This is a genomic window from Rhodococcus sp. ACPA4 (assembly GCF_002300185.1).
Lineage (GTDB): Bacteria > Actinomycetota > Actinomycetes > Mycobacteriales > Mycobacteriaceae > Rhodococcus_F > Rhodococcus_F globerula.
On record NZ_NSDY01000003.1, the window covers coordinates 172,928 to 192,264 of the forward strand.

The 19,337-nt window shown below is 60.3% G+C and carries 14 protein-coding genes and 1 pseudogene; 4 read left to right on the forward strand and 11 right to left on the reverse strand.

Annotated elements, in window-relative coordinates; genetic code table 11:
* Positions 1-322: 322 nt before the first annotated feature.
* The 4 genes from CJ178_RS30925 to CJ178_RS33005 all read right to left on the reverse strand — a co-directional run bounded on the left by CJ178_RS30925 (position 323) and on the right by CJ178_RS33005 (position 3,033).
* A complete protein-coding gene (locus CJ178_RS30925; protein ID WP_095888873.1) occupies positions 323-1,477 on the reverse strand; it encodes a uroporphyrinogen-III synthase in 1,155 nt (384 codons plus the stop codon).
* A complete protein-coding gene (locus CJ178_RS30930) occupies positions 1,474-1,869 on the reverse strand; it encodes a nitrite reductase (NAD(P)H) small subunit (protein WP_095888874.1) in 396 nt (131 codons plus the stop codon). The genes CJ178_RS30925 and CJ178_RS30930 overlap by 4 nt, the downstream gene beginning before the upstream one ends.
* Positions 1,870-2,534: 665 nt before the next feature.
* Entirely contained in the window at positions 2,535-2,732 is a 198-nt protein-coding gene (locus CJ178_RS33000; protein ID WP_179300891.1) for a hypothetical protein, read from the reverse strand.
* 160 nt (positions 2,733-2,892) lie between these two features.
* On the reverse strand, positions 2,893-3,033 hold the full coding sequence (locus CJ178_RS33005; RefSeq protein WP_179300892.1) for a hypothetical protein: 141 nt from the start codon (positions 3,031-3,033) through the stop codon (positions 2,893-2,895).
* 728 nt (positions 3,034-3,761) lie between these two features.
* On the opposite strand from CJ178_RS33005, the pseudogene CJ178_RS32580 reads away from it, so the two are divergent.
* The 4 genes and pseudogenes from CJ178_RS32580 to CJ178_RS30950 all read left to right on the forward strand — a co-directional run.
* Positions 3,762-4,221: pseudogene (locus CJ178_RS32580) on the forward strand (IS110 family transposase); the annotation flags it as partial.
* The gene (locus tag CJ178_RS33485) at positions 4,201-4,329 is read left to right on the forward strand and encodes a hypothetical protein (RefSeq protein WP_257013611.1); all 129 of its coding nucleotides are present in this window, start codon (positions 4,201-4,203) and stop codon (positions 4,327-4,329) included. The pseudogene CJ178_RS32580 and the gene CJ178_RS33485, both read left to right, overlap by 21 nt.
* A gap of 327 nt (positions 4,330-4,656) precedes the next feature.
* Positions 4,657-6,990: an ATP-binding protein gene (locus CJ178_RS30945; RefSeq protein WP_095888875.1), complete on the forward strand. Its 2,334-nt coding sequence runs from the start codon at positions 4,657-4,659 to the stop codon at positions 6,988-6,990.
* Positions 6,991-7,458: 468 nt separating this feature from the next.
* Positions 7,459-10,971: a serine/threonine-protein kinase gene (locus CJ178_RS30950; RefSeq protein ID WP_095888876.1), complete on the forward strand. Its 3,513-nt coding sequence runs from the start codon at positions 7,459-7,461 to the stop codon at positions 10,969-10,971.
* A gap of 123 nt (positions 10,972-11,094) precedes the next feature.
* Here the strand turns inward: CJ178_RS30950 and CJ178_RS30955 are convergent, their stop codons facing one another.
* The 7 genes from CJ178_RS30955 to CJ178_RS30985 all read right to left on the reverse strand — a co-directional run bounded on the left by CJ178_RS30955 (position 11,095) and on the right by CJ178_RS30985 (position 19,279).
* Complete coding sequence (locus tag CJ178_RS30955) at positions 11,095-12,108, reverse strand: hypothetical protein (RefSeq protein WP_257013613.1); 1,014 nt, start codon at positions 12,106-12,108, stop codon at positions 11,095-11,097.
* An 857-nt stretch (positions 12,109-12,965) separates the two neighbouring features.
* Complete coding sequence (locus tag CJ178_RS30960; protein ID WP_306453227.1) at positions 12,966-14,348, reverse strand: NAD(P)/FAD-dependent oxidoreductase; 1,383 nt, start codon at positions 14,346-14,348, stop codon at positions 12,966-12,968.
* Positions 14,245-14,565, reverse strand: coding sequence for a 2Fe-2S iron-sulfur cluster-binding protein (locus CJ178_RS30965; RefSeq protein WP_045063372.1), 321 nt, complete (start codon positions 14,563-14,565; stop codon positions 14,245-14,247). The genes CJ178_RS30960 and CJ178_RS30965 overlap by 104 nt, the downstream gene beginning before the upstream one ends.
* Positions 14,566-14,701: 136 nt before the next feature.
* The gene (locus CJ178_RS30970; RefSeq protein ID WP_095888879.1) at positions 14,702-15,907 is read right to left on the reverse strand and encodes a cytochrome P450; all 1,206 of its coding nucleotides are present in this window, start codon (positions 15,905-15,907) and stop codon (positions 14,702-14,704) included.
* A 46-nt stretch (positions 15,908-15,953) separates the two neighbouring features.
* Entirely contained in the window at positions 15,954-16,373 is a 420-nt protein-coding gene (locus CJ178_RS30975) for an SRPBCC family protein (protein ID WP_095889114.1), read from the reverse strand.
* A 386-nt stretch (positions 16,374-16,759) separates the two neighbouring features.
* Entirely contained in the window at positions 16,760-17,719 is a 960-nt protein-coding gene (locus CJ178_RS30980) for a helix-turn-helix domain-containing protein (RefSeq protein ID WP_095888880.1), read from the reverse strand.
* Positions 17,720-17,779: 60 nt separating this feature from the next.
* Positions 17,780-19,279 (reverse strand): aldehyde dehydrogenase family protein, encoded by a 1,500-nt coding sequence (locus tag CJ178_RS30985; protein WP_095888881.1) that lies wholly within the window; start codon positions 19,277-19,279, stop codon positions 17,780-17,782.
* Positions 19,280-19,337: the final 58 nt, after the last annotated feature.

A 19,337-nucleotide genomic window follows, 5' to 3' on the forward strand; every position in this document is an offset into this window, starting at 1 on the left:
AGCGATGTTCACGTCATTTCGGCTCGTATGCGCCGGGATTGCGTATTTTGTGGACATTGCGGGCCGGCGGGGCGTGTTGCCCGGTCGAGGTCGTAGGTAACCGGCTCTCCGTCTGACGAGGAATGAGTTCGAGGATCGCGAGCTGCGTTGGTTCCGTGAAAGATGTCCAGTGCCGCATGCGTGTCCTGTCGTCGTCGGGTTTTGCTGCTGCCAACGTCGCGAATCGCTTCTCCAGTCGCGCAATTATTTCCACTCCACGCCCACTTCGCGTGCCGTAGGCAACCAATAGCCGTGAGCAACCAATACGAGTACACCATCATCTCTACGCATAATTACCTGAATTCCATACGCAGTCAACGGGATCCAGGGCAAGACGGTAACCGCGTTTGACCACAGTCTGCACCGCTTCGGGTGCGCCGAGACACGCCCGCAATCGCGCCACGGCAGTTTCGACGGCGTGAGTATCAGTGCCACCACCGGGCAGAGCGGCAAGGAGATCCTCCCTGGAGACGACGCGACCAGGACTCGCACCAAGGGTTCGCATCAGCGACATCGCCGCGGGCGACAGTTGCCTCACCGCTCCGTCCACGACTACGCAACCGCTTCTAACACTAATTTCATGCGCACCGGCCTGAATTTGATTGGCTCGCAGCGGAAGTTCCTCGACAATATGCCTGGCAAGTGCGCCCAGACGGGAACGGACAGGTCCCGTCGTCGGAACGTTCAGTGCATCCAACGGCGCCGATGCGACCGGTCCGACACACACAGCCGTCACCGACCCGCGCATGGCACCGAGGACCTCGTCGAGTCGTCCTGTACTGTCCGCACGCATCACCAGCGACGAAACCGCCGCCGCACTGGTAAAACTAACGGCATCAATTCCGGCAGAAGCGATTGCGTCGATCATCCGATCGAGAAGTGTCGGGTCTTCCGGTGGCTCCCAACGGTACACAGGGACCGCGATGACTTCGGCACCCGCGTCCCACAATGCCTGACAGAAATCAGAAATTGGTTCCCACTCGGTGGTGGCGCCGCGCAATTGAACAGCAATACTCTTGCCCGAGACGCCCTCGGACAGAAGATGTTCGAGAACCTCGGCCGAAGACTCCGAAACCGGTGACCACTCTTCGCGCAAGTCTGCCGCATGGATTGCACCCTTCGCCTTGGGACCCCGAGCCAGCAGACGCGCCGAACACAGTGCCGCGCTCAAATTCTCGGCCTCGCCCCAACCGTCAGCAGCCTCGAGCCAACCCCGAAATCCGATTCCGGTGGTAGCAATCACCACCTCGGGAGGATTCGAGATGATCTGTTGTGTAACGCGTTCCAGCTCACGATCGTCGGCGAGCGGGATGATGCGGATCGCCGGCGCGAACATCACATCTGCGCCCCGTCGGGTAAGGAGTGACGCAAATTCCTCGGCGCGACGCGAGGCCGTGATGCCGACGGTGAATCCCGCCAACGGCATATCGTCATTCACGAGGCAGTCTCGACAACGCAACCGGTGCTGCGCACTTGAACTACGCCGGCACAGACGTGAACCTCATACACCGGAAGCGATACCGACTCGTCGTCCAATGCCCGTCCGCCGATCAACGAGAACGCCTGCTTCAGAAACGCGGACAACACAATTGGTTCACCATTGCGATCACCGACCAGTCCACGCGATATCACAGCGGCGCGGCCGTACGGATCGAAGTTGCTCACGGCCCGCAAGGTGCCAGCCTCGAGCCCTAACAGCGCTCCCTGCTCCCCACTGCGAAGCAACACGGCAACTCCACGGCCCGTAATCAGGTGACTCAGCGGGCACGCCGACGTCCACTCGAGTCGCTCTGAAGCCAGCTTGGCGATCCGCACATCGATGACACTCATCGAGTCCTCCTCGTGTTCTGTTTACTCTGTTCTCGGAATCTATTCCTTCCCGAGGACTGACATCACGCCACTTCGCCAGGGCGCTCTTCCCTGTACAGAGGAGACACCCGGACCGCAACAACACCATCCCGGCTGCTGTCCTACACCACGCGGAGGTAGATCCTCATGCCGCTTGACTGCTCAACCAACGTGCGCCGATGCTCCGAGAATCGACGAACTGCATCGTAGCCACCTGCAAGTCTGGCTCGCGCCAGCAGGTACTGACATTGTCCAATCGATCCTCGAGAGTCATCATCACCACCTCCGATCGCCGGCGTAGGTACCTCCTGAACCTCTCACGGACGTGAACGTTGCGCACGGGCCCAAGTACCCGGATGGATACCTATCTCTCAGATGCACGCAAAGCCGCAACCTCGTCGCCGGCCAGAACCCGGTCAGCAGCTCGAACGATTCCGAGCGAAACCCTGGACCGGGCCCGAAAGCAGCCCAACCGTGGATGCGGCGGTTCAGCCATGAGGGGCAGCTCGGCACGGCTAGTGGGTCATACGTGTTGTGTGCTCCTCACTGATGACCCATACTCTTCAATTTACCCGAGTCTGGGGTCGCCGCCATTTATCCGAGCCCGATCACCCACCCGGAAACTGGACAGCCTTCGAGGTGCGGCGTCAACCCATCGCCTGCTCCACCAAGGGCGGTTGCCGCAGCTGAGGAGCGCCAAGCGCGTTCTGGATTCGGGTCGCGGTGTCCTCGAGTCGACGTTGCCTACCCGCCCGCCGCAAAGCGATAACGACGCGGGCCTTGGTCAATCGCGCACCCCGCGCAGGCGTCGGTGCGATCGCGAGTATCGCGCGGGCGTCCGCCATGGCGAGGTTTGTGTGAGCGGTGCCGGCGAATGCGTTGAGAAAACCCGGGTACTACTCGCGCAGGAGTGCACGCAGTTCCACGCAGTTCTTGGGTTGCCTTGGTGCGCCGCCCGATAGCGTCTTGGGAAGCGCAGGCGAAGACCGTGATGCCCGCGCAAGGTCACTGTCGGCGGGCAGCGTTCGGTGCGCGTACGCGTCGGTGCGCGTCGGTGCGCAAAATGTTCGCCAGCGTCATCGCGTTCACATGGTCGGACTTCTTGCGTGCCATCGAGTGCCGATCGCGGTAGCGGGCCACCGCCATGGGATTGATGGCATGGACTTTCTCCCCGATCCGCGCAATCCGACGACCAGCAGACCTCGTGAGTTCTCGATCGCCACGGGAATCGGATCGGTGGAAGTGCCACCTGCCTCGGCGAGCAACCCGAGCAGATCGCCGAATCCTTCAGAGCTATCGTCGATTCGACGCTTTGCCACTAATAGCCGTCACCATCGACCACCACGACATCACGGTGGTCCTCCGCCCAGTCGATCCCGCAGAATAGTTTCACCAGCCCCTACCTTCCTCCGACGACTGATCTCCTTCGCGTGGCTGCACCCAACGAGAACGCGCGGCTTAATGACGAGGCTCGATGACCTTCCCTCCGATGAGCCGTTCGCGATCCCAGCAATCCGCACGGTTCCGGTCTTCCTCTGAGAGCTCCAAAGCTCGTGAACTACGAGGTGTTGACCGTGCGGACCGGTTTGAATCACAAACAACAACTGTGACAACCAGTACCCAGGTGATGGCCCCGACACGCCGCCGGCGCCGATCTATCAGGAGGGATCGCATGTCCCCTGGGACAAGGCAGGCATCCATCGGTCGTGCGGGACCATCACCTCAATCAGTCCGCAACCCACCTTCCAGACCTAAGTGAGCCTGTATCGGACTGCGCAAGCAGCACTAGAGGATACGAGCATCCGAACAATCACAGCAGAGAAAACATCGTTCCACAGTTACCATTCGGATGTCATTAGGGACAGGGCCACCGGAAACGCAAACTCACCTCCATCGCAGTCAAACACGCACCCGTATGGGCGCTCGACTGGCCGACGAGATCATCGCCGCTCTCAGCACACAAACGGTTATAGCGCCCGGCAGCAATGCAGCGGAAATTGTCCTACCGAAACTTGCCGAATCTCTCGAAAAAGATTCTGCTGCAACGAAAGGACATCCGCGATGATGTCGAGAGGGTGCTCGCTGACCACCCTCTTTCCTAGCCGGTGACCCACAGGTCTGGCTCTTCGATCCGCAGTGAACACCCCGCACGATCAGGAAACCGCAAGCTCAAACGCGCCCAGTTCCTATCCGCGTTCGCGGCCCTGCACGACTCGACCAGTCGCTCTGCTACGACTGCAAACGGGCTGAAGGCAAGAAACACAATGCCGCTCTGATCTGCCTCACCAGACGCCGCTGTTGTGTTCTTACGCGATGCTCACGAACAAGACCCTTACCAAACGTCTTCCGCTGCAGCAGCTTGACGGAAACTACAGGTACACACCACTGCCCGTGATCCGCGACATCACTGCGCCGCCGTTGACCGTGGATACACACCACTGACAATCACGGTATGAACCTTTGCAGTTCGCGCCGATCGTCGTGCGGTTTCAGTGGACTAGATGAGAACAATGACTTGTCCCAAGGATTCGTATGAGGACTGCGGCATCCCTCAAGAACTCGACAGCAGCCCGGTTGGCGACGAGATAGTTGTCGTTCCGACGTATAGGGCGGTGACGTTCTCTAGGGCTGATGCGATCACCCGGCATCAGCAACGTACTTTCGCCTCAGCCGATTCGATGACGCTATCCGCTTCCGAAATCGGTGGGAATCCGTATCGCGCAGAGGTAACGTGGTTGCAGAGGTAGCTGCAGTGAAAGTGAAGGTCCCATGTACCCCGCCAACAAGGCAAACTTGGGTGACCTTCCCCATTCGTTGACGAGTTTCGTCGGCCGACGGCGTGAGATATCCGAAGTGCGGCATCTGATGTCCGTGTCACGCCTCGTGACGTTGACAGGCGTTGGGGGTGTGGGAAAAACAAGACTCGCACTACGGGTCGCCGTCGACTCACGTCGAGCATTCGAAGATGGCGTCTGGCTGGTCGGTTTGGGGGAACTGAACGATACCGGCGCAGTCGTGGATACAGTTTCTGCCACATTGAACTTGCGCGAGGGCGGGGGCACTTCGCTCGAAGACCTTCTCGTCGAGTACCTAACATCGAGGAAATTGTTACTTATTCTCGACAACTGCGAACACCTCGTCGAATCGATCGCCGACCTCACTTCGACACTCCTGCACAGCTGCCCAGACCTCCGAGTTCTAGCGACCAGCCGGGAACCCCTGGGAATCGGGGGCGAAGCCGTTTTCCGAGTACCTCCCCTCACCATGCCAGAACCGGATCGTCAGCCCACGATCTCCAATGGACTCAACAACTACGAAGCAATAAGACTCTTCGCCGAACGCGCTGCGACAGCTGCCCCGGACTTCGCCATCACCGAACGAAACCAGGATGTAGTCCTGACCATCTGCCGACGTCTCGACGGACTGCCGCTCGCGATCGAATTAGCAGCAGTCCGGCTCCGCGCGATGTCGGCGAATCAGATCCTGCAACGTTTGACAGACCGCTACGCACTGTTGACAAAAGGCAGTCGCGGAGCACCAGCCAGACAGCAAACACTTCAATGGTGCATTGACTGGAGTCACGACTTATGTTCGCACGCCGAACGAGAAATGTGGGGCCGTCTTACAGTGTTCTCGGGCAGCTTCGAACTCGATGCGGTCGAAGGAATCTGTGCTGGCAATATGCCACCGACGCAGGTTGTAGACGTAGTGACGTCCTTGATTGACAAATCGATCCTGATACAAGAAGGCGTCGACGGAACGATCCGGTACCGACTGCTCGAGACGCTGCGCGATTACGGCATGGAACGGCTGCAGGAGACGTCGGAAGTCGCATCTCTATTGCGACGACACCGCGACTGGTACGAAAGGGCGGTGATCGAAGCAGAGAGAAACTGGATCGGTCCGCAGCAGATGGATTGGATCGCAATGCTCAACGCCGAACAACCCAACGTCCGTGCGGCGCTGCAGTTCTGTCTGACCTGGCCAATCGAGGCGGAGGCGGGACTTCGCATGGCAAATGGACTGTATCCGTACTGGCGCGCGCGGGGAAAGCTGCGTGAGGGCATCCGATGGCTCAGGCAGCTTCTGGCAGTTGCGGATTGCAAATCCGGTTTCGAGCGAATCAAAGGCCTGTATGTACTGAGCGTCATGTCAGCACTGCACGGCGATGCGGATTCTTCATTGCTCAACGCGCAGAAGGGAAGCGCACTCGCTGCCCAGGTCGATGATCCCACCGCCACGGCGCTCATGGCTGACGCCGCCGGCCATCATGCTCTGTTCACTCACGACTTTGCAGGGGCCTCCGCGCATTTCGAATCCTCGCTCGCAGCATTTCGCACAGAAGGTCATATCCTGTACATGATCTGGTCGCTTCTAGGCCTCGCCGTATCCAGCAGTGCGCAAGGGGATTGGGCTCGGAGCGATGAGTGTCACCGGGAAATACTGCAATTGACTGAGTCATGCGGCGAATCCGTCTATCGGGGATGGTCACTCTTGGGCGCAGGAATCGGCGCCTGGAATCGGGGAAACTTCTCACGTGCAAAAGAATTGGCCGAAGAAGGGGTACGACTCGCTCGATCAGCGGATAACCGGCTAGGAGCAGCCGGATGCATAGAGGTTCTCACATGGATCGCTACGGATGAAGGTATCCCCCGGCGCTCCGCGACACTGATGGGCATCGTCGAAGCCATCGCACAGACGGTCGGGAGCCCTAGCGCTGTCTACCCGAACCTCCTCGTCCACCAAGAGCCGTACGAAAAACGGGTCCGCCAATCGATGGGTGATCGCGCGTTCACCTCGGCGTTCCGCGATGGATTCCGTATGCGATTCGAAGACGCCGCAGCATTCGCACTGAACGAGGCAACGGGTGGGTTCAGAGCGCCTGCAGTGTCAAAGACCACCTCCCTCACACGCCGCGAAAGGGAGGTGGCCCAACTCGTCGCCCAGGGAATGACCAACAAATCGATCGCAGCCAAGCTCGTCATCTCACAACGCACTGCACAGGGGCACGTAGAACATATTCTCCGCAAGCTCGGATTCACTTCCCGCAGCCAGATAGCGGCATGGAGTATCGAACAGTCTCAGAGCGCCGAGCCTGAGTAGCGTAAGCCACCTTCAGAAGCGAAATCCACAGCTGTTCTGATGTCACTCGAACACTCGGTGCGGAGTCTAGTCATGAGCCCCGCCAGGGATCCGAAAAGCTCTACTGATCAAATTGGGGCGAGTGGGACGAGCCGATATTCCCTCTACAACGGCTGCACAGTCGCTACGAACGAACGCTCGCCGGTGCGGTCACCGCCATTCGGGCTGCCGCCCGGCCCAGCAGTGGATCGTCGACGAGGGTGTCGACCGTCCAAAGATGCTGCTGCTGGTGTTATTCGCGCGATTCACGAGCTGTGCGCAGAAGTCGGTCGCCGGATGTAACGCGGCCGCTGCCGCGCGCGGGTAGGCTGAATAACTGAGTTGCTGCGCTGACTGCGAACTGGTGGGCGGTCGGAGCAGATTATTGGATGTCGGCGGCATTGTTATGGACCGAGGTCGTATCCCTTCACAGAGGAGGGCAAGTCGTCGATGACGGACCACGATGAGCCCGGGCCGCTGGATGGCTTCAGCTCGGAGATCAAAGCGGAACTCGAATCCGAGGGGTTCGTGGAAGTCGAGGAAATCGGCCGTGGCGGTTTCGGGGTTGTTTATCGGTGCCGGGAGCCTTCGCTCGAGCGGACCGTGGCGATCAAGGTGTTGAGTTCGGGTCTCGATCAGGACGGCTATACCCGTTTTCTGCGGGAGCAGCGCGCGATGGGGCAGTTGTCGGGGCATCCGAATATCGTCAATGTGCTGCACATTGGTGTGACTTCCACGAGGCGCCCGTTCATAGTGATGCAGTATCACCAGCAGAGCTCTTTAGACGAGGCTGTGCGCCGTAGAGGGCCGATGCGCTGGAGCGCAGCGATCCGTATCGGTGTGAAGTTGGCGGGCGCCTTGGAGACCGCTCACCGGGCTGGCATCCTGCACCGGGATGTCAAACCGGGCAATATCCTGTTGACCGACTACGAGGACCCACAACTGTCCGACTTCGGTATTGCACGTATTGCAGGCGGATTCGAGACCGACACCGGCACCATCACCGGATCCCCAGCGTTTACCGCCCCAGAAGTTCTCGCTGGTGAGCCGCCAACGGTTGCGTCCGACGTGTACGGCCTTGGTTCCACACTGTTTTGTCTCATTACCGGGCATGCGGCCTTCGAGCGGCGTTCCGGCGAGCAGATCATTGCCCAGTTCCTGCGTATCGCCTCCGAGTCGGCGCCGACGATGCTTGCGGCGGGGCTTCCTAGCGATCTTCGTGAGGCCGTGGAGAGAGCGATGGCGCGGGATCCGGACCGACGCCCAAGCACCGCGGCGGATTTCGGCAATCAACTCCGCGAGATCGAGCGCGCGCACGGGTTAGCCGTTGATGAGATGGCGCTCACGGCTGGCGAGGACGCGGGTTCCGCGCTGATCCAACCCGCGCCGACCGTCGGCTATGTCAGGACTGAGGTGCACCGGGGCCCGGGTGACTACGACTCGGTGTCACGGCTGCGACCGCCCAGCGCAATGACCAAGTATCGTCCTCCGAGGTCGTCGCGCGCTCTGGTCGTGCGGACTCGGCTCGCCGAGCGTCTGCAGGATGCGGGTCGGCGACGGTTGGTGTTGATACATGCGCCGGCAGGTTTCGGAAAGAGTACTCTCGCTGCGCAGTGGCGGGAGGTTCTCATCGAGGACGGTGTTTCGGTGGCATGGCTGAGTATCGACGCCGACGACAACAACGTGGTGTGGTTCCTCGCCCATCTGGTAGAGGCAATTCGACATGTCCGAGACGACCTCGCCTCCGACTTGGGGCAGATCCTCGAGGATCGCGGCAGCCAGGCTAGTCGGTATGTACTGACGACGTTGATCGACGAGATCCATGACATTGGGGAGCCGTTGACTGTCGTGGTCGACGACTGGCATCGGGTGAGCAATCCGGAGACGGTGGCAGCCATGGAGTTTCTGCTCGAGCACGGTTGCCACCACTTGCAGGTGATTGTGGCCAGCCGCACTCAAACAGGCTTGCCGTTGAGCAGGATGCGGGTGCAGGACGAGGTGGTCGAGATCGATTCCGCCGCGCTGCGCTTCGATGTTGCCGAATCAGGTCGTTTTCTGGTCGATCTCGGTGGTCTGTCGCTGGAACCGCAGGCGATCGCCGACCTGTGCGATTCCACGGAAGGATGGGTCGCAGCCCTGCAGCTCGCTGTTCTGTCACTGCGAGGACGGGAGCATCCCGCAGAGTTCATCAGTCACCTTTCAGGCAGGCACCGGGGTATCGCCGAGTATCTCGTCGAGAATGTCCTCAACACGCTCGAACCTGACATCGTCGACTTCATGCTGGCGACGTCGGTGACCGAACGTATGTGCGGTGACCTGGCTGCCAGGCTTGCTCAGGTGGGCAACGGGCAGGTGCTCCTCGAGCAGATCGAGGACCGGGACCTGTTCTTACGCGCTCTCGACGACGAGCGTAAGTGGTTCCGCTACCACCACCTTTTCGCCGATTTTCTTCGGCGCCGGCTCGCACGAGACCAGCCCGAGCGAGTCGCCGCGTTACATCGTGAGGCAGCGCTTTGGTTCGCCGACCACGATCTTCTCAGCGAGGCGGTTGACCAGTCTCTCGCAGGCGGGGACGAGGAGCGGGCCGCCGATCTTGTTGACGGGATGGCGTTGATCGAGCGTTCGCAGCTTGCCTCGGCATTGGGGCTGATCGACAAACTGCCAATATCAGTGGTCGCCGGACGGCCGCATCTACTGATCGCGGCCGCTTGGGCGCACGTGCTCCTACACCACGAACGCATCATCATTGATCAGACACTCGACGCGCTGAACGTCAGCCTTGCCGCCCTCCCCGATGAGGCCGGGGCGACCGCGGATCTTCGGGTCGAGGCGGCGCTGGTGAAAGGAATTGCGAATCTGCTTGGCGACCACATCGACGGACTACTCGATTTGGTGTCGGACTGTGTCGCCCGGAAGAGGACCCTGCGCCCGTTTGCGCTGGCTGCTGCCGCGAATGTGGCTTCTTATGAGGCAATTCACCGATTTGAGTTCGACGCGGCCCAGCGGTGGCAGAAGTGGGCCGAGCCGTACCACGCGCGCACCACCGGCCCGTTGAGTGCCGTGTACGGATACTGTTTTTCCGGACTCGCAGCCTTCGAGATGCTCCGCGTCGACGAGGCAGAACGACACTTCCGCCGTGCGTACGAACTGGCCGGGCGCTCAGGCGGCTCGCGGTCATACTCGACACAGCTCGCAAGCGCGATGCTCGGTGACCTGCTCTACGAGAAGGGATACGTGGACGAGGCCGAGCGGTTGCTCGATGAGAGCCACCAACTCGGATCCGAGGGGGGAGTGGTCGATTTCATGCTCGTCACATATGGGACCGGGGCGAGGATCAAGGCCATTCGAGGAGACCTCGTGGCAGCGCGCGACCGACTGGACGAAGGGGCCGCGATCGCAGCGGCATTGAAACTGCCACGACTCACTGCGCGCATCGAGAACGAGCGCACACGGTGGAATATGAAGGCCAATATTCGGTCGCCCGTCCGACGAGAAGCAGCCGCGGAGACAGACTCATCCCCGCTCAACGGTACCTTGGAGATGACCACCGAACTCTACGAAGATGCGGCCATCCGAATATTGCTCGCCGAGAAGACATCGCACGACGCGGTCGAGGCACTCGAACTCGCGTCCGCGCTGGTAGCCAGGGTGCGAGCGCAACCCCGTCCCCGCGCAGCCCTTCGCGCGGGTCTGCTCGAGGTGGCCGCGCTGTGCGCGGCGCATGGCGACGAGGAAGCGGAGGCGGCGTTGGTCCCGCTCGCAGCGAGATGTGGCCAGCTCGGCTTGGTCCGCCTGCTTTGTGACGAGGGACCCGCGCTGACAAATCTGGTGGCTTCGCTTCGAGAACGGTTGTTGCACAACCGATGGCCCAGTGAGTGGCCAGAGGTTGACGAACTATTCTTGTCAGCAGTTTTGGCCTCGGCAGAACCAACCGATCCGCAGTTGTCCACTCCATTGAAATGAATCGGGGCTCCGAGGGACCCTGGACGTGCCTGGGATACGGCACGTCCCAGTGATCGGCTTCCGTGGTCCATGGGAGTGAGCGGCCGCGGTGTCGGTATCAGTGACTGCTCAGCGATCGATGGGTCAGACGGTTTCGAGGGTTTGCTCCGGGGCGGAGACACCCGAAGTCCGTGACTGTCCGGCAATCCCGATACCGCCGAGCAGGATCAGCGCGATGCCAGGGACGATGAACCACCATGTCAAGGTAGTGGCCGCCTGGCTCGCGGTGGGGATGTTCGCCGCCAGCTGGAAGTTGCCGACGTTGGCCTCCATGCCAGCAACGAGTGCCTCGAACCTGGGAAGGATGGCGTTGAGCTGCGCTATGCCGGTCGCGACGTCGGAAAAGTTCTGCCCCATGAAGTCTTGGAACTGCCCTGGATCCATTTTCAAGGCGCCGGCCAGCGCGGGCACGGTCTGGGTTTGGAGTTGGTCGGACATCGCCGCGATCACAGTCATGTCCGACCGCACGGCTGCCACTCCCTGGTCGGTGACCACCGGGCCGAAGGCCACAGTGAGATCGTCGACGGCCTTGGCTTTGGCGGGAACGGACAACACCAGCGGGGCGATAACGAACATGAGTCCCACGGCGAAGCCTGCCACCAGTGCTGCCCGAGACAGACCCGGTCGGCCGCGAAACAGGGCACCGACGGTGAGGAGGAACAAAACAGCGCCGGGGATCAGGAACAAGAACGGCACCACGGTACTGGGGAGGAAGTTCGTGGGGATCTGATCGGCGTTGCGGAAGTTGGGCGCCTGCGTTTCCAGGCCGGTCACCAGGGCATCGAATTTCGGCAGGATCGTGTCGAGCTGGTCACTGCCGCTGACGACGTCCGGGAAATTCTGGTCCATGTAGTCATGGAACTGGTTCGGGCTCATAACGAGCGCGTTCGGCAAGGCGGGCAGGGTCTGCGACTGCAGCTGATTCGACATCGCCTGCACCATGTCCATGTCGGCCCGGGTCTGGGCCAACGCCTGAGGCTCGAAGCTGGCACGCAGGTCACCTGTGAGGTGTTCCACGCCCTGGACCTTGATCATCATGTCGGTGACGAGCGGGAATAGAAACAGTACGGCGCCGATGGCGGCGACGACGCCGAGCACGACGGATCGTCCTAATGGCATTGCTTTGCTCCCTTGATCATTCATCGGCACAGACCGCTCGTACGGCCCGAAAACGTCCGGTAGGTAAGTGGTCGATCAATTCCATTCGCGTTGCGGTGCAGTCGAATACGTTAGCCAAGCGGTTTGTGGCAGATCCAATTTAGGAAAAAACCAAGCCTCGCAGCCTCTGAGTCCACGGAGATGGGTGGGTGTTAGCCGAGATCACCGTCGGCGACGGGATGTTCCGTCGATAGTTATGGTGGTCGACACTTCGAGTCGTCATCCGACTTCGACGCCGGAAAACCAGGTACGTACACACACTGCACTGACAGAATGCAGCTGCAACGAGCGGAATCAGTCTGATGCGTCGTATTCTGCGACGCGCATGAAGGCCCATCGCGCCTCGATGCGAGCGAGTGCAACCCCTCACACGAAGTGCAGCACGGTGAGTGACAGTTTGTGGGCACGAAAAAAGCCGAGCCCCGCGATGACGAAGTGAAGGGCCAGGGGTGGCAGGTCTATGGGTTCCTAAGTTGTTTGTATCGGATCCCCGAACGTCCGGAAGATCCCTCAAATTGACAGTGAAATGTCCGACGGCCGCCACCGAGCACCGTGAGGTCGTTGTTTGCAGCGCGACTAGCAGAACGTGAGGATCAGTTCCTTCACTTCCTGGGGATAGTGGCGGGCAGCACGGCAGCTGCAGGCGAGTCGTAGAGGCGATCCTCGTACTTTTGTTTGGAGATTCCGAAGCTGATTCCTCAGGTCCTCCACCGAATACGGACCACCGCCGGAATAAGTCCACCAAGAGGTCGTCTTCACGTCTTTCTGTGTGACCGTGTAGGTAGAATTCATCGCGGTTACGCCGGTATGATTTTGGTGTGGTTCGTCGCCGCCTTCGCGTAACTTTTCAATGTGAAGTCAGCGGTCAGCACTTCACTGAAAGAGGGACGGCGTGGGCCAGCAAGTATTTTGCGGGCAGCCAAATGATCGCTTGGTCGATTAATCGATTCGACGCATGTGAGCAGATCGTTCCTGAAACGCAGCACGGAAAAGCTGGAGCTTTCCGAGTCTCCATGGACGATTGTGCTGTCGTCGGCGGACGCTAACCCGGCGATTTGGATATTCAGGTTGAACTGATGGGTCCAGAACCAGGGAACCGAGGCATACGGTCCACTGTCGTGCATCAGTCGACGTGCCACGTGCCGGGCGTGATCGACGGCATTCTGCACGGACTCCAAACGAACGCGTCGGCCCGCATGGACGCTGGGAAAGTTAGCGCAGTCTCCGATCGCGCTGATGTGAGGGTCATCAGTGAGCAGTTGGCCATCGACTTCGATCCCGTTGAATGTGGCAAGGTTAGATGCCTGCGCTAGTGCGATGTTCGGTTCCACGCCTATGCCTGCAACAACGGTGTCGGCGCGCAGGACAGCTCCCGTGTCGAGCTCGACGCCGGAGACTGCCCCGTTTCGCATGGTGAGGGCCGTGACCGCAACGCCATTGATCAGGGTTACACCATGTGACCGGTGTTCTCGCGCAACACAACTCGAAACTGCGGGATCAACGGCTCGCTGCATGATCCGATCGGAAGCCTCGACGACCGCGGTATTGTGCCCCGACGCTGCTGCTGAGGCGGCGACCTCCATGCCGATGAACCCGCCACCGATGATCACCACGTTCTGCGATGGCCCCTGCAGGCGTTCGCGGATTGAGTCGGCATCTGCGGGAGTCTTCAACGTGAAGACTCCCTGTGCTCTTCCTCCTGGAACCGTGAGAGATCGAGGCTCGGTGCCCACCGCAAGTATGAGATGTGCGAAGTCGATTTCCGTACCAGAGCACAAGACGACACGGCACTTCTCTCGGATGATCGCCGTGACAGAGTCTCCGGTGAGCAGTTCGATACTGTGGCGTGAATAGAACTCCTCGGGGCGGAGCGGGAGAGCTTCAGCCGGTGTGTGGCCGGCGAGGTAGCCCTTGGAAAGGGGCGGTCGCTGGTACGGCAGGTCGGGCTCATCTCCGATGAGGACGACCCTGCCGGCGAAAGATTGCTCACGTAGCGACACCGCCGCCTGGTGCCCGGCCTGTCCCGTTCCCACAATGACGATGCAGTCCTCTGAGGTAAACCGATGTGTCTGCATGTCAGTATTGGGTCGACGGAAGTACGACGACAAGCCCGTCGATATCCGCGGTGACGGGGAGTTGGCAGGACAACCGACTTGTCTCCAGGCGAGGGGCGAGTGCATTGTCGAGCATCTCGTCCTCGACCTCGCCAATGTCGGGAAGCGCGATGTCGGTGCTTTCGACATACACATGGCATGTCGCACACATGGCGTTTCCCCCGCACTCGGCAACAATCTCGTCGATACCGGCGCCCAAGGCAGCTTGCATGACACTGGTTCCGTATATCGCATCGACAATGGTTTCGGTTCCGCCAACGAGACGAAAACTTATCTTAGGCATTGAATTTCGTTCCTTCAGGTGTGACTGTTCTGACGAAGGGCGGACCGGGTGTGCGTACCGCTCATGGGCGCGCAGCACCCGGCGCCGGCGCAGGCTCCCGGACGAACCGGAACCTGCCCCGGCACTAGGTGCGTGATCAGCGCGGATAGATCTTGAGGGGCACGGACTCCATGCCGCGGATGATGTTGTTCGGGTGCAAGTGGGGTTCACCGTTCAGTTCGATCCGGTCGACACGCCTGGCCAGCTCCTTGAACAGCGAGGTCACCTCGAGACCGGATAGGTTCTTGCCAACACAGGAGTGCAGACCGTAACCAAACGCAAGGTGGTCGGTCGGGTTTCTCCGAACGTCGAATATGTGCGCGTTCGGGTAATGCCGCTCATCTCTATTCGCTGAGGCATAGCTGTGCAGCATCCTCGATCCGGCCGGAATCGTGATCTCGCCGAGCTGAACCTCACAGCTGGTCACCCTTGTGAACCACTGCGCGGTCGATTCCATCCGAGCTCCCTCGATCACTGCACTCGGAACGAGTGACGGATCATCACGGACGATCGCCCACTGGGCAGGGTGCCGCGCGAACAGCAGCAGCAGATTGCCGATCAGACTGGCCGTGGTGTCCAGGCCGGCCAAGGCCGCAACGCCGATGATCCCCAACGCTTGCTCGTCGGTGACCTTTCCAGCGTCGGCGGCCGCCCAGGCCTGCGCGGCGAGGCTGCCCGCCCTGACTTGGTCGCGCCCGAGGCTGGATGCGACGAAGTTGATGAGCTTTTCTACGCTGGGGAGCGTGTCGTCGTAAGTGCCCTCCGGTCCAGTGCAGTGGTACGAATCCGTCGCCCACCGAAGCATCTCCGGGCCGGCGACGGCGTTTTCGGCGCCGAGTGCGTACATGAATACAGCAGAGGGCATCCGCTGTGCGACCTCAGGAACTCCATCGAATTCCCCCATTTCCAAGATCCTGTCGACCACGTCCTTAGCGGCCACGTCGATGTTCGATTGGTAGGCCAATGCGGGTTTCGGGCCGATTCCCTGCATCATGATCCGGCGAGGAATGGCGTGTTCCTCCCCATCCTTCAGGGCCATGAATTCAGCCCACGCGGTGTTGATCGTGTCGCTCATAGCGATGCCGCGGCCTGAGATGAAGGTGTGAGGATCACCCAGAACTCGTTTGACTTCGTCGTATCGGAAGGTCCCCCACATGTCGTACTTGGCCATATATGCTGCGGGCCCGATGTCGCGAAGGGTCCGGTAGTCGTCATATGGGTCCGCCAGTGATTCTGCGGAAAACAGGTCGATATCAGATGAGAATCGTTCGGTATCAACCGAAGTCGTGGTTGAGGTTGTCATCGATTCACTCGCTTTCTGTGTTATCTGTGTCGGGGGAAGGTTCTGATCAGTTGCCGAGTGCGGCTGGGGTTTCCGTGCGAGTAGTAGCGTCACGGAGGCCGGCTAGGGCATCCTTTACTGCCGAATCAACTAGCAGAGCGAGGTTGTCCGGAGTGATTTCACTCGAGTACACGACGAGAGTTTTGTCCTCGATGGGGATGACATCAATAGTCCCCAGGTGGTGCTCCACGGGAAGGTCTCCACCCTGAATTTGGTACTGGAACCTGCGCAGAAACTCGTTTGAGGTGACGATTTTCTCCTCGAGCCGGCTGCCGTCGCTCAATTCGATGTGGCGAACACCATTCGAATCGAGATGTGATCGGGAAATCAGTGGGTACCATTCGCTGATGGTTGCCGCATCGCTAACTACCTCCCAAACGCGATCCGGTTTTGCATCGATAAGAATTTCTGCTCGGAGACTCGACATTTGTTTCTCTTTCAGTTGATTCATCTGATTCATCGGCGCAGGTGACTATTCGACCCGTGTCGGCTGTGTCGGCTGTGGTTCCCAAGAAACCGCATCGCCGCACTCGCCTCTTCTGATATACCGAGCGTACCGTGACTACAGTCACATCCATTTGTGCGTTTGTGCAGGACCTATTGTCGTTCTGTGCACACGTCTACCGTCTTGCGTGATACCTTGCGTGCCGATAAGGGTCGATAAGGGTCGATAAGCTGCGTGAGCGCCGCCTTATCCGGCCGGCGAATGTGCCACCGTTGCATCCAGGAAGTACTGACGTGCGGTTTACTGCCAGTCCGCACAACTGGGTGGCACCGCGATCACGGGACCGGTAGGTGATTTATGTCGATAATTTATGTCGATATGTAGAGCCTGCGGTACTCCGAAGGGCTCGCGCCGTACTTCTCGCGGAATATCCGGCTGAAATGCGCCTCGTTGATCATGCCGTGCGTCGCCGCAATCTCACCGACCGGCCGCCGAGCCATCAGAGGGTCGACCAACTGCTGCCTTATGCGTTCCAGGCGCCGGTGTCGTACGTATTGTGCGACACCAAATTTCTCGTTTTCGAATGCTTTATACAAGTATCGAACTGAAACGAAATGAGCTGCGGCGATATCCCCCACTGAGAGATGGGATTCCCTGAGATTATCCTCGATAAATGTCTTGACTCTGATAAGAAATGACCGCTGGGCGCATTCTGAATCGCTGGAATCCAAGAGCATTTCCCTGTACAAGGTCTCCACCAGATCCAGCAGGGTGGAGGATACTTTCCGCGAAACAACGTCCGAGAATTCGCCCCGCGAGTCAACCAGATGAAGCAACATCGCTGAGACCAGCTTTCCCAAACCATCGCCATCTGACATTGCTGTAGCTGTCACGCGGGCCATCTGGGTCACATCAAGGTTGAGCGCACTCCGGTCGAACATGGAAACCGCTGTCGTGTGTGGTGAACCGAAACGGGCTGCGAATTCACGGGTCGAGTCGTAAACCGTGAACTGCCCAGGACGGAGGACGGCTGTCCTACCGTCCTGGGTAAACGTAGCGATTCCCGCTCGCTGAAACGCGATGCAATAGTGTTCGCTCTCGTCCGATCGGGCCTGCACTTCAGTGCGAACGATCGTTTCGGGTCTCGCATGCACAACTGACAACTGGATCCCGCCGAGGTGGTGGGTATCGACTTCGCACCGGAAATCGTGCTCCACCTCGGTGCCTACCTGCAACGGAAAGAACGTTCCGCTGAGGGCGTTCTGCCAACCATCGAGTTGTTCTCGAACCCTCTCTCGAGGGTTTCCCGGCGCGATTGGAGATGACATATCGGGTGCGATTCTTGTTTCAGGCTCTCAACTCGTACGGCGAGACTCGCCGTACACACATCATAGAGCGATGTTGACGGCTTTGGTCTGGGTGTAGTGGTCGATGGCGGTTGCGCCGAGCTCACGCCCCCAACCGGACTGCTTGTATCCGCCGAACGGCATGGCGGTGTCGAACCCGTTGTATTGGTTGATCCACACCGAACCGGCCTTGAGCTGACGGGCCGTGAGGTGCGCCTTGGACAGGTCCTTGGTCCAGATTCCGGCGGCGAGGCCGTAGATGCTGCAGTTCGCCGCCTTCGCTACTCCTTCCTCTGCGTTGAACGGCATTGCTACGACGACGGGGCCGAAGATCTCCTCCTCAACGATGCTGAACTCGGGCTTCACGTCCACGAATACCGTCGGTTCGACGTAGAAGCCGGTGCCGCCCCAGCGTTTACCGCCGGTGAGGGCGCGGGCGCCGTCGGCGAGTCCGGCGGCTAGGTAGCCGGTGACCTTGTCGAACTGTTCCTGCGACACCAGCGGTCCGAGCTGGGTCGCGGGGTCGAGTCCGGGGCCGATCTTGACCTGGCTGGCGGCTTCGGCGACCGCGGCGGTGAAGTCGTCGAAGATGCTGTCCTCGACGAACATTCGGGTGCCGGCAACGCAGCACTGGCCGTGGTTGAACAGCCAGGCGTTGAGCGATCCGGTGACGGCAGCGTCGAAGTCGGCATCCGCGAACACGATATTGGCGCTCTTGCCGCCGAGTTCGAGCGACACTTTCTTCAGGTTGCCCCTGGCGGCGTCGACGATCTTCTTCCCGACCTCGGTGGAGCCGGTGAACGCAATCTTGTCGACGTCGTCGTGGGCCGACAGTGCCGCCCCGGCATCGCCGTAGCCGGTGACGATGTTGACGACGCCGGGCGGGAAGCCTGCCTCCTGGAATACCTCACCGAGCAAGATCGCGGTAAGCGGGGTCTGCTCGGCGGGCTTGAGGATCACCGTGTTGCCGGCCGCGAGTGCGGGCGCCAGCTTGAACGCGGCCATCAGCAGCGGAAAGTTCCAGGGAACGATCAGACCGCAGACACCGACGGGTTCACGCAGCGTGTACGCGTGAAACTGGCCGCCCGGGGCGAACGGCATGCTCACGTTGACCGTGCTGCCTTCGATCTTGGTAGCCCAGCCTGCGAAGTAGCGGAAGATGTCGGCCGACCACGCGACGTCGACGGCCGCGGCGATGCCCGCCGACTTGCCGTTGTCCAGCGCCTCGAGCTGGCCGAATTCCTCGGCGCGCGCGGAGAGGATGTCGCCGACCCGCCAGATCAGCCGTTCCCGCTCGTTGGGCTTCATTGTAGGCCACGGGCCCTCGTCGAATGCTGTGCGGGCGGCCCGGACCGCGCGGTCGACGTCCTCGGCGCCACCACGCTGAACCTCTGTGAGGGCGTGGCCTGTGGCCGGGTCGTAGGTCGTGAAAGTGCGGTCCGATGCGGCCGACACCCATTCGCCTCCAATGAGGAGTTTCTTCGCGCTCCCCAGGAATTCCTGCACGTCGCGGCGGATTGCCCATTCAGTAACAGCTGTCATACGAACTCTCCATTTTGCAAAATCAGCCGGCGGTGCCGCGTTGGCCCTGTCCGGTCAA